This window comes from Streptomyces spinoverrucosus (assembly GCF_006539505.1).
In the GTDB taxonomy this organism is placed as follows: domain Bacteria; phylum Actinomycetota; class Actinomycetes; order Streptomycetales; family Streptomycetaceae; genus Streptomyces; species Streptomyces spinoverrucosus.
The window spans coordinates 23,959-39,051 of sequence record NZ_BJND01000007.1 but is presented as its reverse complement, the minus strand read 5'-3'; the positions used below and the strand labels follow the sequence as shown (position 1 = coordinate 39,051).

General features: G+C 69.3%; 11 protein-coding genes and 1 tRNA gene. 4 read left to right on the top strand and 8 right to left on the bottom strand.

Going from position 1 to position 15,093, the window contains the following annotated elements:
* Positions 1-100: 100 nt before the first annotated feature.
* From SSP24_RS04635 to SSP24_RS04620, 4 genes are all read right to left on the bottom strand, one after another.
* Positions 101-1,489 carry an OFA family MFS transporter gene (locus SSP24_RS04635; protein ID WP_141307482.1) on the bottom strand — a complete coding sequence of 463 codons (1,389 nt, stop codon included), beginning with the start codon at positions 1,487-1,489 and terminating at the stop codon, positions 101-103.
* A 122-nt stretch (positions 1,490-1,611) separates the two neighbouring features.
* Positions 1,612-3,756, bottom strand: a complete 2,145-nt coding sequence (locus SSP24_RS04630) for an acetate--CoA ligase family protein (RefSeq protein ID WP_141307745.1) — start codon at positions 3,754-3,756, stop codon at positions 1,612-1,614.
* A gap of 4 nt (positions 3,757-3,760) precedes the next feature.
* The gene (frc, locus tag SSP24_RS04625) at positions 3,761-4,993 is read right to left on the bottom strand and encodes a formyl-CoA transferase (protein ID WP_141307481.1); all 1,233 of its coding nucleotides are present in this window, start codon (positions 4,991-4,993) and stop codon (positions 3,761-3,763) included.
* Positions 4,994-5,002: 9 nt separating this feature from the next.
* Positions 5,003-6,685, bottom strand: coding sequence for a thiamine pyrophosphate-binding protein (locus tag SSP24_RS04620; RefSeq protein ID WP_141307480.1), 1,683 nt, complete (start codon positions 6,683-6,685; stop codon positions 5,003-5,005).
* Positions 6,686-6,829: 144 nt separating this feature from the next.
* Here SSP24_RS04620 and sucC point away from each other — a divergent pair, with 144 nt between their 5' ends.
* From sucC to SSP24_RS04600, 4 genes are all read left to right on the top strand, one after another.
* Positions 6,830-7,960 (top strand): ADP-forming succinate--CoA ligase subunit beta, encoded by a 1,131-nt coding sequence (sucC, locus tag SSP24_RS04615; RefSeq protein WP_141307479.1) that lies wholly within the window; start codon positions 6,830-6,832, stop codon positions 7,958-7,960.
* A 10-nt stretch (positions 7,961-7,970) separates the two neighbouring features.
* Positions 7,971-8,855, top strand: coding sequence for a succinate--CoA ligase subunit alpha (gene sucD / locus SSP24_RS04610; protein WP_141307478.1), 885 nt, complete (start codon positions 7,971-7,973; stop codon positions 8,853-8,855).
* A gap of 197 nt (positions 8,856-9,052) precedes the next feature.
* Positions 9,053-10,594: an aldehyde dehydrogenase family protein gene (locus tag SSP24_RS04605; protein WP_141307477.1), complete on the top strand. Its 1,542-nt coding sequence runs from the start codon at positions 9,053-9,055 to the stop codon at positions 10,592-10,594.
* 170 nt (positions 10,595-10,764) lie between these two features.
* Positions 10,765-10,849, top strand: a tRNA-Leu gene (locus SSP24_RS04600).
* A gap of 78 nt (positions 10,850-10,927) precedes the next feature.
* Here the strand turns inward: SSP24_RS04600 and SSP24_RS04595 are convergent.
* The 4 genes from SSP24_RS04595 to SSP24_RS04580 all read right to left on the bottom strand — a co-directional run bounded on the left by SSP24_RS04595 (position 10,928) and on the right by SSP24_RS04580 (position 15,089).
* Positions 10,928-12,394: an aldehyde dehydrogenase family protein gene (locus SSP24_RS04595; protein ID WP_141307476.1), complete on the bottom strand. Its 1,467-nt coding sequence runs from the start codon at positions 12,392-12,394 to the stop codon at positions 10,928-10,930.
* Between the two features lie 78 nt (positions 12,395-12,472).
* A complete protein-coding gene (locus SSP24_RS04590) occupies positions 12,473-13,459 on the bottom strand; it encodes a hydroxyquinol 1,2-dioxygenase (RefSeq protein WP_141307475.1) in 987 nt (328 codons plus the stop codon).
* 33 nt (positions 13,460-13,492) lie between these two features.
* Positions 13,493-14,020: a cupin domain-containing protein gene (locus tag SSP24_RS04585; RefSeq protein WP_141307474.1), complete on the bottom strand. Its 528-nt coding sequence runs from the start codon at positions 14,018-14,020 to the stop codon at positions 13,493-13,495.
* A 304-nt stretch (positions 14,021-14,324) separates the two neighbouring features.
* Positions 14,325-15,089, bottom strand: a complete 765-nt coding sequence (locus SSP24_RS04580) for a hypothetical protein (RefSeq protein WP_141307473.1) — start codon at positions 15,087-15,089, stop codon at positions 14,325-14,327.
* Positions 15,090-15,093 lie beyond the last annotated feature (4 nt).

The following is a 15,093-nucleotide window of genomic DNA, read 5'->3' as shown; positions in this document are numbered from 1 at the left end:
GCGTGCTGCGGGAGGGGCCGCCCGGTCCGTGTGCGAGAAGCTCTGGAGTCGGTCGTTGCGAGGCAGGGACGGTCTGCGGCGGCTCCGGGAATGCGGCCGGTCAGGCCATCTCCTCGCCAAGAGGTTGCGGATTGGGGGTGACGCGCTTGGGCCGGGGCCGTCCCGGCGGGTGCAGGAACAGGGCCATGAAGCCCGCGAACAGGGAGATCGAGCCGGCCAGGACGAACGCGCCGGCGTAGTCCCAGGCGGCCACCACCACGGCGCCCATGCCGGAGCCGAGCAGGCCGGAAACCAGCTTCGACGAGTACACGAGGCCGTAGTTGGAGGCGTTGTTGTTCTCGCCGAAGTAGTCGGCGGTCATGGCCGCGAACATCGGGAAGATGGCGCCGCCACCGAAGCCGGAGATGGACGAGAACAGCAGGAACAGCGGCAGGTTGCCGATGTTCCCGGAGAACAGGATCCCGTACTGCGACAGGCCGAGGACGATGCAGACGAAGATCAGGCACTGCTTGCGGCCGTACCGGTCGGAGAGCCAGCCGATGACCCCGCGGCCCGTGCCGTTCACGATCGCCTTCAGGGACATGGCGGTCGCCACGATGCCGCCCGCGAAGCCGGCCTCGTCACCGAAGGGCACCTGGAAGGCGATGCCGAAGATATTCACGCCCGAGGTGCACAGCAGACAGAACCACATGAGGGCCACGCGGCCGGTCCGCCACGCCTCCATGGGGGTGTACTGGTGCACGGCCGGGGGGTTCTTCTCCATCGCGCGCCGGGCACGCGCGTCGTCGGGCTTCTTCAGCGGGTCGACGTCGGCCGGCCACCAGTTCTTCGGCGGGTCGCGGAAGAAGTAGCCCGCCGTGGCCACGACCGCGGCGAGGAAGATGCCGACCGAGACCAGCACCCAGCGGAAGTTGGTGAGGTCCATGTAGCCGGTGAAGAGGAAGACGAACGGCACGGAGCCGTACGCGAAGCCGCCGTTGACGAAGCCCGTCTTGCCGCCCTTGCGCTCCGGATACCACTTGGCGACCATGTTCACGCAGGTCGCGTAGACCATGCCCGCGCCCATGCCGCTGAACATGCCGAAGCCGATGTAAGCGACGATCACATGCGGCGCGAAAGCGAGCGACACATAACCCAGCAGGGTGCCGACCGCTCCGAACATCATCGCCCAGCGGGCAGGCAGTTTGCCGCTCTCGCGCAGCTTCCCGGCCGGGAAGGCGACCGCGGCCTGGAAGAACACCCAGACACCCAGCATCCAGAAGATGTGCCCGCTGCTCCAGCTGTGCGCCGTGTGCAGCGTGTCCTCGGCGGACGCGAAGGCGTACTCGGCCGAGCTGATGCCCATCATGCCGACCCACGGCAGGATGACCATCCACTTGCGTTTGCGGCCCATGATGTCGATGTCGGACTCGCCGATGCGGTAGACGCGTCCGTTCGCGTCGGTCACCTCACGGTAGGGAGCCGATGTCGGCAGATCGGTGGTTGTCATGTCGTGTTGCACCCCTAGCGTCGAAAGTTCTGGCCAGCGCCCCCTGTCCAATGCCTTTCGTGCGCGCACGGGTCCCGGGGCCGGCCGACGCGCACCGTCGGCCGGTCCCCCGTTCACTCACCTCATGAACCGCCCCCCAAATGCCCCGCCGCCCGCGCCCAGCGGTACTTCGCACCGAGCACGGCCACCGGCTTCTCCGTCGTGTACGGGTACGCCACGACCCCCCGCTCGTACAGGTACTGGCACGCCTCCTCGACCTCCACGTCGCCCGCGAGCGAGGCCACCACGGGCTTCTCGATCCCGCGCTGACGGAAATCGGCCACCACGCGCGCGGTGAGCTCGGCGAAGACCATGGGAGGGGTCACGATGGTGTGCCAGTAGCCGAGGACGAGCGCATGGATGCGCGGGTCCTGAAGACCCAGCCGGATCGTCGCCTCGTACGTCGACGGAGGCTCGCCCCCGGTGATGTCCACCGGGTTGCCCGCGGCCCCGAAGGGCGGGATGAACTTCCGGAACGCCTCGTCCAGATCCGGCGGGATCTCCATCAGGGACAGGCCGTTGTCGGTCACCGCGTCGGACAGCAGTACGCCGCTGCCGCCGGCCCCGGTGATGATCACGACATTGTCACCCTTGGGGGTGGGAAGCACCGGCAACGCGCGCGCGTACTCCAGCATGTCGTTCAGCCCGGGCGCCCGGATGACCCCCGCCTGCCGCAGGATGTCGTCGTACACCGCGTCGTCGCCCGCGAGGGCGCCGGTGTGCGAGCCGGCGGCCTTCGCGCCCGCGGCCGTACGGCCCGCCTTCAGGACCACGACCGGCTTCTTCGGCACGGTCTCCCGCGCGGCCTCCACGAAGGCGCGGCCGTCCTTGAGGTCCTCCAGGTGCATGGCGATGCACTCGGTGTGCGGGTCCTCGCCGAACCAGGTCAGCAGGTCGTCCTCGTCCAGGTCCGACTTGTTGCCGAGGCCCACGATCGCCGACACGCCCGTCTTCGTGGTCCGGGCGAAGCCCAGGATGGCCATCCCGATGCCGCCCGACTGCGAGGTCAGCGCGACCCCGCCCTTGACGTCGTACGGCGTGCAGAACGTGGCGCACAGGTCCTGCCAGGTGGAGTAGTAGCCGTAGATGTTCGGGCCGAGCAGCCGTGTGCCGTGCCGTTCGGCGATCGCCACGATCTCGTCCTGGAGCTCGTGCTCGCCGGTCTCCGCGAACCCGGAGGGGATCAGCACCGCGTTCGGAATCCCCTTGCGCCCCACCTCCTCCAGCGCCGCAGCGACGAACTTGGCGGGGATGGCGAACACGGCCACATCCACCTCACCGGGAACGTCCGTGACACTCTTGTACGCCTTGCGGCCCAGAATGTCATCGGCCTTGGGGTTCACCGGGTGGATCTCCCCGGAGAAACCGCCGTCGATGAGGTTGCGCATCACCGAGTTGCCGATCTTGCCCTGCTCGTTGGACGCGCCGATCACGGCAACCGAACGCGGCTGCATCAACCGGCGCATGGAGGTGAGGATCTCCTCGCGCGCGTAGCGACGGCGCTGCTTCACCGGCGCCTCGGACAGGATCACCCGGATGTCCGCCGCGACCGCGCCCTCCGGCGTGGCGATCACCGGGTTGAGGTCCACCTCGGCGATCTCCGGGAAGTCCGTGACGAGTTGGGACACCCGGCGGATCTGTTCGGCGATCGCCCACCGGTCCACGCCCGCCGCGCCCCGCACCCCGCGCAGGATCTCCGCCGACCGGATCGAGTCCAGCATGGACAGCGCCTCGTCGGCGTCCACGGGCGCGAGGCGGAACGTGACGTCCTTGAGGACCTCGACGAGCACCCCGCCGAGACCGAAGGCCACCACCTTCCCGAACGTCGGGTCCGTCACCGCGCCGACGATGACCTCCTGCCCCTGGGGGAGCAGTTCCTGCACCTGCACGCCCTCGATACGGGCCTTCGCGTTGTACGCGCGCGCGTTGTCGATGATCGTGTGGAACGCGGCCCGTACGTCGGCGGCGCCCTCGACACCGACGATCACCCCGCCGGCGTCGGTCTTGTGCAGGATGTCCGGCGAGACGATCTTCATCACGACGGGCCCGCCGAACCGTGCCGCGCACGCGACGGCCTCGTCGACGTCGGTCGCCAGCTCCTCGCCGGGTACGGCGATCCCGTACGCGTCCGCGATCACCTTGCCCTCGGGAGCGGTGAGCGCCGTACGCCCCTCGGCCCGGACGGTGTCGAGGAGCGTACGCACCCTCAGCACCCGGTCTTCGGCCATCACGTCAGATCACTCCGTTCGACTTGAGCAGGCGCAGCTCCTCGTCGCCGAGCCCGAGCTCGCCGACGTAGACCTCTTCGTTGTGCTCGCCCAGCAGCGGCGAACTGGTCACTTCCACGGGGGAGTCGGACAGCTTCAGCGGACTGCCCACGGTCACGAACTCGCCGCGCTCGGGGTGCGGCACCCGGACGACCATCTCGTTGGCGGCCAGCGAGGCGTCCTCGATGATCTCCTTGGTGGAAAGGATCGGCCCGCACGGGATGTTGTGCGCGTTGAGCTTCTCGAGCACCTCCCACTTGGGCAGGGTCGAGGACCACTCCTCGATCAGCTGGAACATCTTGTTGAGCTTGGGCAGCCGGGCCTCCGGCGTCGCCCACTCCGGGTCGTCGGCCAGCTCGGGCCGGCCGATCAGCTCGCTGATCGGCTGCCAGCCGACGGGCTGCACGATGACGTACACATAGTCGTTCGGGCCGCCCGGCGCGCACTTGACCGCCCAGCCGGGCTGGCCTCCGCCGGAAGCGTTTCCCGAGCGGGGAACTTCCGTGCCGAAGTCCTCGTTCGGATATTCAGCGAGCGGGCCGTGTGTCAGGCGCTGCTGGTCGCGCAGCTTCACCCGGCAGAGGTTGAGCACAGCGTGCTGCATGGCCACGTTCACCCGCTGCCCGCGCCCGGTGCGCTCCCGCTGGTACAGCGCCGCGAGGATGCCCGCCACGGCGTGCACACCTGTCCCCGAGTCCCCGATCTGGGCCCCCGTCGCCAGCGGCGGCCCGTCCTCGAAACCGGTGGTCGACATCGACCCGCCCATGGCCTGCGCGACGACCTCGTACGCCTTGAAGTTGGTGTACGGGCCGTCGCCGAACCCCTTGATGGAGGCATAGACGATACGCGGATTGATCTCCTGGATGCGGTCCCAGGTGAAGCCCATGCGGTCGACCGCGCCCGGGCCGAAGTTCTCGACCATGACGTCGGAGCGCCGGATCAGCTCGGTGAGGAGTTCCTTGCCGCGCTCGGTCTTGGTGTTGAGCGTGATGCTCCGCTTGTTGCAGTTGAGCATCGTGAAGTAGAGGGAGTCGACGTCCGGGAGATCACGCAGCTGCTTGCGCGTGATGTCACCGGACGGTGCCTCCAGCTTGACGACGTCCGCGCCTAGCCAGGCGAGAAGCTGGGTCGCGGAGGGCCCGGACTGGACGTGGGTCATGTCCAGGACGCGGATGCCTTCGAGAGCCTGTGCGGTCACCGGATCACCTCACTTGTACATGGTCTGGTTCATGGTTCCGGGGGCGTACGCGTCCGGGTCGACCCAGACGTTGATCAGCGACGGCTTGCCCGACTCGCGAGCGCGCCGCAGCGCCGGGCCGATGTCGGCGGGGTCACGGACCTCCTCGCCGTAACCGCCCAGCATCTGCGCGAACTTGTCGTAGTGGACGTCGCCGAGGGTGTTGCCGACCCGCTCGCGCTCCTTGCCGTACTTGGCGGCCTGGCCGTAGCGGATCTGGTTCATGGAGGAGTTGTTGCCGACGATGCCGACGAAGGGGAGGTCGTAGCGGACGAGAGTTTCGAAGTCCCAACCGGTGAGCGAGAACGCGCCGTCGCCGAAGAGTGCGACGACCTCCTTGTCCGGTCGCGCCTGCTTGGCCGCGAGCACGAACGGCACCCCGACGCCGAGCGTGCCCAGCGGGCCCGGGTCCATCCAGTGGCCCGGTGACTTGGGCTGCACGACCTGACCGGAGAAGGTGACGATGTCGCCGCCGTCGCCGATGTAGATCGAGTCCTCGGTGAGGAAGTCGTTGATCTCGCTGACCAGCCGGTACGGGTGGATCGGTGAGGCGTCCGAGCGCAGCTGCGGCAGCCGCTTCTCCAGCGCGGTCTGCTCGGCGGCGCGCAGCTCGTCGAGCCACTCCTTGCGCTTCGACGCGCCCCCGTTGACGCGCCCGGAGGCGGCCTCGGTCACCGACTTCAGCACGAGTCCCGCGTCGCCGACGATGCCGAGGTCGATGTCGCGGTTCTTGCCGACGGTCCGGTAGTCGAGGTCGATCTGCACGACGGTGGCGTCCGGCGACAGCCGCTTGCCGTAGCCCATGCGGAAGTCGAAGGGCGTACCGACGATAACGATGACGTCGGCGTTGGAGAAGGCGTACCGGCGCGACAGCTGGAAGTGGTGCGGGTCGCCGGGCGGCAGCGTGCCGCGTCCTGCGCCGTTCATGTACGCCGGGATGTTCAGCGTGCGGACGAGTTCGACGGCCGCCTCGGTGCCGCGGGTCGTCCATACCTGGCTGCCCAGCAGGATCGCGGGCTTGTCGGCGTGCACGAGCAGGTCGGCGAGCTTCTCGATCGCCTCGGGGTCACCGGCCGAGCGGGTCGAGGCGCGGTAGGCACCGGGCTTCGGCACGCGCGCCTTGTCCGCCGGCACCTTGGCGTCGAGGACGTCGCGCGGGATCTCCAGGAAGGAGGGGCCGGGCGCGCCGTGGTAGCACTCGCGGAACGCCATCGACACCATGTCCGCCGCGCGTGCCGTGTCCGGCACGGTCGCCGCGAACTTGGTGATCGGCGTCATCATGTCGACGTGCGGCAGGTCCTGCAGGGACCCCATCTTGTGCTGGGTGAGGGCGCCCTGACCGCCGATCAGCAGCATCGGGGACTCGGCGCGGAAGGCGTTGGCGACGCCGGTGACGGCGTCGGTCGTCCCCGGGCCCGCGGTGACGACCGCGCAGCCGGGCTTGCCGGTGATCCGCGCATAACCGTCGGCGGCGTGTGCGGCGACCTGTTCGTGACGGACGTCGACGACCTCAATGCCCTCGTCGACGCAGCCGTCGTAGATGTCGATGATGTGGCCGCCGCACAGGGTGTAGATGCGGTCGACCCCCTCGGCCTTCAGGGCCTTGGCGACGAGATGACCGCCGGAAATGACGTCCTGGGTGTCGTCGGGCATGGCGAAGTCCTGTCCCTTCCTAGGGGGTTGGAACGCTCTCGCGGTACATTGCATACAGTCGACGAATACTGTATGAAGCTTGTTATCCCGCATCCGGTGGGTGGTGTCCAGGGGGCGTGCGGCACTTTCCAGGCAGGAGCCGAGATGGACCTGTACGAGCACCAGGCAAGGGAACTCTTCGAGGAACACGGCATCTTGGTGCCGCGGGCCGAAGTCACCGACTCGCCCAAGGAGGCGCGCGAGATCGCCCGCCGACTCGGTGGCCGGGTCGTCGTCAAGGCCCAGGTCAAGACGGGTGGCCGGGGCAAGGCAGGCGGAGTGAAGCTCGCCGCCGATCCGGCCGCCGCAGAACTGACGGCACGACAGATCCTCGGAATGGACATCAAGGGCCACACGGTCGGCAAGGTCATGCTGGCCCAACCCGTCGACATCGAGACCGAGTTCTACGTCTCCTACGTCCTCGATCGGGCAGCGGGCGGCTTCCTCGCCATCGCCTCCGCGGAGGGCGGCATGGACATCGAGGAGGTCGCCGCCACCCGGCCCGATGCCGTGGCGCGCGTGCATATCGACCCTGCCGAGGGCGTCACCTCGGCGAAGGCAGGTGAGATCGCAGAGGCGGCCGGACTGCCGCCGCAGACCGTCGACGTGCTCGTACGGCTGTGGGAGGTGCTGATCCGCGAGGACGCCCTCCTCGTCGAGGTCAACCCGCTCGTGCGCACCCGGCAGGGACAGATCCTGGCTCTCGACGGCAAGGTCACCCTGGACGACAACGCCCGCTTCCGGCAGGCCCGGTGGGGCGCCGAGGGGGCGGAGCACGACGATCCGCTGGAGGCGGTGGCCGCCGCGAAGGGACTCAACTACGTCAAGCTCGACGGCGAGGTCGGCATCATCGGCAACGGTGCCGGCCTCGTCATGTCGACGCTCGACGTCGTCGCGGGGTGCGGTGCCCGCCCCGCCAACTTCCTCGACATCGGCGGCGGAGCCTCCGCCCAGATCATGGCCGACGGCCTGTCCGTCATCCTCTCCGACCCGGCCGTGAAGTCGGTCTTCGTCAACGTCTTCGGCGGCATCACGGCATGCGACGCGGTCGCCGACGGCATCGTGCAGGCGCTGGACACCGTCCAGTTGACCAGGCCGCTGGTCGTCCGGCTCGACGGCAACAACGCCGCACGCGGCCGCGCGATCCTCGACGAACGCGCGCATCCCCTGGTCCAGCAGGCCACCACCATGGACGGCGCCGCCCGCAGGGCCGCCGAGCTCGCCAACGCCGCCTAAGGAGACGGACATGGCCATCTACCTCACCAAGGAGAGCAAGGTCCTCGTCCAGGGCATGACCGGCGCCGAGGGCATGAAGCACACCCGGCGGATGCTCGCCGCCGGCACCAACGTCGTCGGCGGCGTCAACCCGCGCAAGGCGGGCCGCACCGTCGACTTCGACGACCGTGCCGTGCCCGTGTTCGGCTCGGTGCGCGAGGGCATGGCGGCGACCGGAGCGGACGTGACCGTCGTCTTCGTGCCGCCCGCCTTCGCCAAGGCGGCGGTCGTCGAGGCCGCCGACGCCGGCATCGGCCTCGCGGTCGTCATCACCGAGGGCATCCCGGTCCACGACTCCGTCGCCTTCACGGCGTACGCGCAGCACAAGGGCACCCGGATCATCGGCCCCAACTGCCCCGGCCTGATCACCCCCGGCCAGTCCAACGCGGGCATTATCCCGGCCGACATCACCAAGCCCGGCCGGATCGGCCTGGTGTCCAAGTCCGGCACGCTGACGTACCAACTCATGTACGAACTCCGCGACATCGGCTTCTCGACCTGCGTCGGCATCGGCGGCGACCCGGTCGTCGGCACCACGCACATCGACTGCCTGGCCGCCTTCCAGGACGACCCGGACACCGAACTGATCGTGCTGATCGGCGAGATCGGCGGCGACGCGGAGGAACGGGCGGCCGCCCACATCCGCGAGCACGTCACCAAGCCGGTCGTCGGTTACATCGCCGGTTTCACCGCTCCCGAGGGCAAGACCATGGGGCACGCCGGCGCCATCGTCTCCGGCTCGTCGGGGACGGCGCAGGCGAAGAAGGAGGCACTGGAGGCGGTCGGCGTGCGGGTGGGGAGCACACCGACCGAGACGGCCCGCCTGGTGCTGGCCGCGCTGGAATCCACCGAGTGACGTCACTCATAGTCGCCGACAGGTGACTGTCGCGCTTCTTGACGCGTCAGTAGCTTCCTCCGTACGACGCTTCGTACGGCGCCGCACATGGCCTCGTACGGCGCCTCATACGACGCCCCGCACGGCAGTGCGAGCCGTGCGCGGCGTCGCGCCATGAACAACCCGCCCCGACTGTGCACCGAGAGCGGAGCTCACCAATGGCACCCACCCTCACCCTCAAATCAGGCACCTCCTGGGCCGACGCCTGGCAGCGCTGCCTCGCCGTCGCCCCCGAAGCCTTCCGGGACGACCGCGTCCTCAACCACTGGAACGCCACCTGGCAGGCGGACGGCCATGCCCTGCCCGCCACCACCCCCGTCGACGGCACCCCCATCGCGGGCCCGCCGCGCCTGGACCGCGCCACCGCTCACCAGGCCGTCCGCGCCTCGCTCGACCAGCACCGCGCCTGGCGGCACATCCCGCTCGACGAACGCCGCGCCCGCGTCGCCGCCGCCCTCGACGCGCTCACCGAGCACCGGGAACTGCTCGCCCTGCTGCTCGTCTGGGAGATCGGCAAGCCGTGGCGGCTCGCGCAGGCGGACGCGGACCGGGCCATCGACGGGGTGCGCTGGTACGTCGACGGCATCGAGCCGATGCTCGCCGGGCGGGCCCCGCTGGACGGGCCGGTGTCCAACATCGCGAGCTGGAACTACCCGATGAGCGTGCTCGTCCACGCAATGCTGGTACAGGCACTGGCAGGCAACGCGGTCATCGCCAAGACCCCGACCGACGGCGGTGTCGCCTGTCTGACCCTGGCCTGTGCGCTCGCCGCCCGCGAGGGGCTGCCCGTCACCCTCGTCAGTGGCAGCGGAGGCGAGCTGTCCGAGGCGCTGGTGCGGGCGCCCGAGATCGGCTGCGTCTCCTTCGTCGGCGGCCGCGACACCGGCGCCGCGGTGGCCACGGCCGTCGCCGACCTCGGCAAGCGGCACATCCTCGAACAGGAAGGACTCAACACCTGGGGCATCTGGAACTACTCGGACTGGGACGCGCTCACGGCGGTCGTGCCCAAGCTCTTCGACTACGGCAAACAGCGCTGCACGGCCTACCCGCGCTTCGTCGTCCAGCGTGCGCTGTTCGACGAGTTCCTGTCGGCGTACCTCCCGGCGGTCCGCACGCTCGTGGTGGGACACCCGCTCGCCGTCGAGAAGCGTGACGACCCCTACCCCGCGCTGGACTTCGGGCCGTTGATCAACGCCGCCAAGGCCAAGGAGTTGCACGACCAGGTGGCCGAGGCCATCGACCGCGGCGCCGTCCCGCTGCACCGCGGCAGGCTGAGCGACGCCCGCTTCCTGCCCGGCCAGGACACCTCGGCGTACGTCCAGCCGGTCACGCTCCTCAACCCGCCGCCGTCCTCCCCGCTGCACCACGCGGAACCCTTCGGCCCGGTCGACACCATCGTCCTGGTCGACACCGAGGCCGAGCTGCTCGCTGCCATGAACGCGTCCAACGGCGCGCTGGTCGCCACGCTGTCCACGGACGACCGGGCGACGTACGAACGGCTCGCCCCACAGATCCGCGCCTTCAAGACCGGCCACGGCACGCCACGCTCACGCGGCGACCGCGCGGAGCTCTTCGGCGGCTTCGGCGCGTCCTGGCGGGGCGCGTTCGTGGGCGGTGAGCTACTGGTGCGGGCGGTGACACAGGGGCCGGCGGGGGAGCGGCTGCCGGGGAACTTCCCGGAGTACCAGCTGATGCCGTAGGGACGTCCGCCTCCCGGGGTGACGGTGATCCGGAGTGACTTTCCAGGCACCATCGGTCACCATCCCTGGTGTGGCCGGGGACGGAAACGCAGGTGAAGGGCACTCCGAAACCTTGGTATTGTTGTCTCTGTCGCCGCGCGGAACACCTCCCGCAAGGCGGCAGATACCTCGTCCGGGTGGCGGAATGGCAGACGCGCTAGCTTGAGGTGCTAGTGCCCTTTATCGGGCGTGGGGGTTCAAGTCCCCCCTCGGACACAGAGCAAGATCCCAACTTGTGCGGGTCGAGGGTCACCTCGGCCCGCACAAGCTGTTTTCCGGCGCCGACGCGAGGGCTCAGCCCTCGCCGTACAGCCTCGGCAGTTCCGCGTCGACGTTGATCCACACCGCTTTGGCCTCCGTGTACTCGTGCATGGCCTCGAAGCCCATCTCGCGGCCGTACCCGGACCGGCCGACGCCGCCGAACGGCGAACCGGGGTTCACCCGTTTGTAGGAGTTGACCCACACCATGCCGGACCGCAGCTCACGGGCCACCTTGTGGGCACGGGAGAGATCACGGGTCCACAATCCGCCGCCGAGGCCGTACTCGACCGCGTTGGCGATCTGCAGCGCCTCCTCGTCGGTCCGGAACCGGTGCACGGCCACCACGGGTCCGAAGACCTCCTCGCGCGCCACGCGGTGGGCCGGATCGGCCTCGATCACGGTGGGCTCCAGGTAGTAGCCGGCCGCGAACTCCGCACCGTCGGGTGCCCTGCCGCCGGTGAGGATCTCGTCGCCCTCGTTGCGTGCCGCGTCCAGGTACGTGAGGACGCGGTCACGGTGCATGGCCGAGGTGAGCGGCCCCATCTGTGTCGTCGGCTCCTTGGGGTCGCCCAGGCGTACCGAGCCCGCCAGCGCGGTGAACCGGTCCAGGAACTCGTCGGCGACCGACTCGTGCAGGATCAGCCTGCTGCCGGCGATGCACGCCTGACCCTGGTTGTGGAAGATGGCGAAGGCCGATCCCTGCACCGCGGCGTCGAGATCCGCGTCGCCGTACACGATGTTGGCGCCCTTGCCGCCCAACTCCAGGTGGACCCGCTTGAGTGTGTCGGCGGCTCCCCGGGCGACGCCCTGGCCGACGGCCGTCGACCCGGTGAAGGAGACCTTGCCGATCCCCGGATGCTGGACGATGCGTGTGCCGGCGGTCGCCCCGTACCCGGTGACGACGTTCACCACGCCCGGGGGGAATCCAACCTCGGCCATCAGTTCGGCCACCCGCAGGGTGGACAGCGGAGTGAGCTCCGACGGCTTCAGAACCACCGTGTTGCCGGCGGCCAGCGCCGGCCCCATCTTCCAACTGGTGAACATCAGAGGAAAGTTCCACGGCACGATCTGCCCGACCACACCCACGGGCTCTCGTACGACGTAGTCGAGGAAGCCGCGTTCGACCGGGATCACCGAGCCCTGGAACTTGTCGGCCATGCCGCCGAAGTAGCGGAACGTGGCCGCCGTCCGGGGAACGTCGAGAGTCCGCGTATCGCGGATCGGGTGTCCGGTGTCGCGGGTCTCCAGCAGCGCCAGCTCCTCGGCGTGTTCCTCGATGCTGTCGGCGAGCTTGAGCAGCAGCCGGCCGCGCTGCTCGGCCGACCAGTGCCGCCACGTCTCGAACGCCTTGGTCGCGGCCTCCACCGCCCGGTCCACGTCGGTGGCACGGGCCTCGGCCACCTCGGCGAGCAGGCTTCCGTCATGCGGGTCGTACACATCGATGGTGGCGCCGTCGACGCCTTCGACGAACTCGCCGCCGATGAAGAGCTTGGTCTGCACGGTGTTCTCTCTCCGCGGTCGGCCGGGGGGCGCCACGCGACGTCGTAGCTACGTGGCGCCCCCGGCGGTCTGAATGGGTCAGAAGTCGATCGGGTACGTCGGCGTCTTGCCGCTGGCGATCAGGTCCGGCAGGTCGGGGTTGGCGTTCTCCCAGACGAGCAGCATCGACCGCTTGGGCGAGTAGCCCTGGTGGCGGATGTCGGCCGGCATCGCCGACACATCGCCCGCCTTCATGACCACACGGGCCCGCACCGCACCGGTGTCCCGGTCCTCGACCTCCCAGGTGATCTCGTCGGACAGCTGGATGAACCACTCGACGCGGTCGTTGCCGTGGATGATCGGCAGGATGTACTCCTCGGTGGTCGGGCAGAACAGCGAGTCCTTGCACGCGCTGGCCACCGACGGATTCCACGTGACGTCCGACCGGGAGAGGTAGGCGAACAGGTTGAAGGAGGACACCTCTCCCTCGAAGCCCTCTTCGACCTCGACCAGCGGTTCCTCCTGGTCCACATCGGCGAGCATCCGGTTCACCGGGTAGCCGTTCTCGTCGCTGCGCAGCGGCGCGTCACCGGGCAGGCCGACCATGCGCTGGGCCGTGACGCGCTCGCGGCTGACCGCCTTGGAGTTGTCACCGTTCTTGATCCCGAACGCCGAGCCGGTCTCGTGGGGGGAGGCGAACGGGTCGAACGTCTCGTTGGTCCAGTCGTCCAGGATGGAGCTGAACGTCTCCCGGATCAGCGGGGTCTCGACGGTCTCGCTGTAGTCCAGCTCGGCCTTGCGGTAGGCGTCGTTGTAGCGGCCGGCGAAGATGTCCACCTTGCCGTAGTGGTTGACGGTGCCGAAGACGCCGTCGAAGTTGACGGTGCCGTAGAAGAAGTCCCACGCGATGTCACGCTGCATCGCGCGCAGGAAGGAGTCCACGCTCATCATGTGGCTGCCGGTGGGCCAGGTGATGTAGGCGAAGTACTCGTCCCGGCGGAAGTGGAACTGGCCGAGGGTGTACTCGCGGTAGCCCGTCTCGTTGGGCTGGGACGCGATGACGGCGGGTTCAGCGGTGGTGGTCATGGTCGGTCTCCTGCGTGTGGAAGGGCTGCTGGCTCAGAGCGACTGCGCGATCTCGGCCCAGCGGAACTGGGTGTCCGGACCGGCGATGGTCTGCTGAAGGATCACGCCCGGCCGCTCGGCCGAGAAGCGGTACGCCGCACCGGCCGGCAGCAGCGTCATGTGACCGCGGCGCGCCACGACGCGTCCCATACGGCGGCCGACCGGCTCCCCGGCCAGTGCCACCGAGCCCTCGGCGTCGGCGGGCAGCGGACTCTGGTCCAGCTTGACCAGAGTGATCTCCACTTCGCCGTCCATGACCAGGGCGAACTCGTCATGGGCCGCCGTGCGCCACTCGCTGGTGCCCTCGGCGCGGATCGCCTCCAGGACGTACTCCATGTTCTTGCCGACGGCGATCTTCTCGTACGGCTTCGCGTTGCTCGCCACCTCGAAGACGTTCGAGAAGGCGTAGTGCCGCGGGTCGTCGTTGACGATCTCGACGCCGCCCTTCTCGTAATTCTCCAGCGAGCCGAATCGCGTGACGTACGACGACTTTTCCTTGCCTTTAATGGCTGAGACGCCCATGTCTCACTCCACTTCTTTCAGCGGGCTTTTCGCCTACGACTGATTTCCATAGCAAACAAGGATTTGCCATGGCAAATTAATGTGTCCTCGACTGTCAGAGCGCCCGGCGTGTGCGGGAGCGCGAGGCGCGATCGCCGGGGACGGTGGAATTGCTCGGCGTGCTCGGAGCCGGCGTCCCGGCGCGGCTCAGGCACCGTTGCGACGAGTATGCGTAGCGCCGTATGCGCGGTCCTGCACGATCCGGGCGCCGCGTCTGCACGAAAAGCGCGTGTGGCTGCGTACGTGCCGGCAGCGCCGCCGCAGGCTAGCGGGTGCGGGCGTGGAGCAGGGGCGTCGGCCCCACCGCGACTGCGCGGAGCTGGGCGAGCAGGTCCGCGACGTCCTGCTCGTCGGCAAGCGTCGCCCGCAGGGCGCCGGCGCCCGCGCGGGCCAGCTCCAGCCCTTGCTCCTGGGCGTGTTCGAGCGTGCCGAAGAGGCCGGCGATCTTCGGATGGTGCGGACCGGAGAGTGCCGGGTCGCGCTGGGCGCGCGCCTCGGCCTCGCTCATCGTGCGGCCGATCGACACGGTCAGGGCGATCGAGAGCACCGGTGCGCCGTCCCGACCACCGCCCCGCTCGGACGCGTCGGCCAGCCCCTTCAGGGCCTCCTCCCGCCCCGCGGCCTGTTCGGCGAGCACCACATGACCCGCGGCCGTCTCGTCGTACCAGGGCACGAAGGCCCGCCGGCGCCACTGGTCGGCCCCGCCCACGGCGGCGACCAGCCTGTCCCGGAGCTCCGCCGGTGCGTGGATCTCGAGCAGCAGGTCGCCGGGCAGCTCGCCGCCGCACAGTGCTGCGACGCGCTGCACCAGGGACTGAGGGTCGCCGCCGACGACGAGTCCGAGCCGGGCCGGCCGCGCGCTCTCCGCCAGGGCGGCCACGTCCGGCACGGGGGCGTTTTCCGGGAGCGGCAGCCACAGGTACCGGAAGCCGAGGCGGGCCGCGAGCCGCGCGGTGTGCCGCGACCGCTCGCTGTCGTGCTCAGCGCGGAGTGTCAGTCCCAGATCCAGGAGGGTGTTCGGCACTGTCATGAAT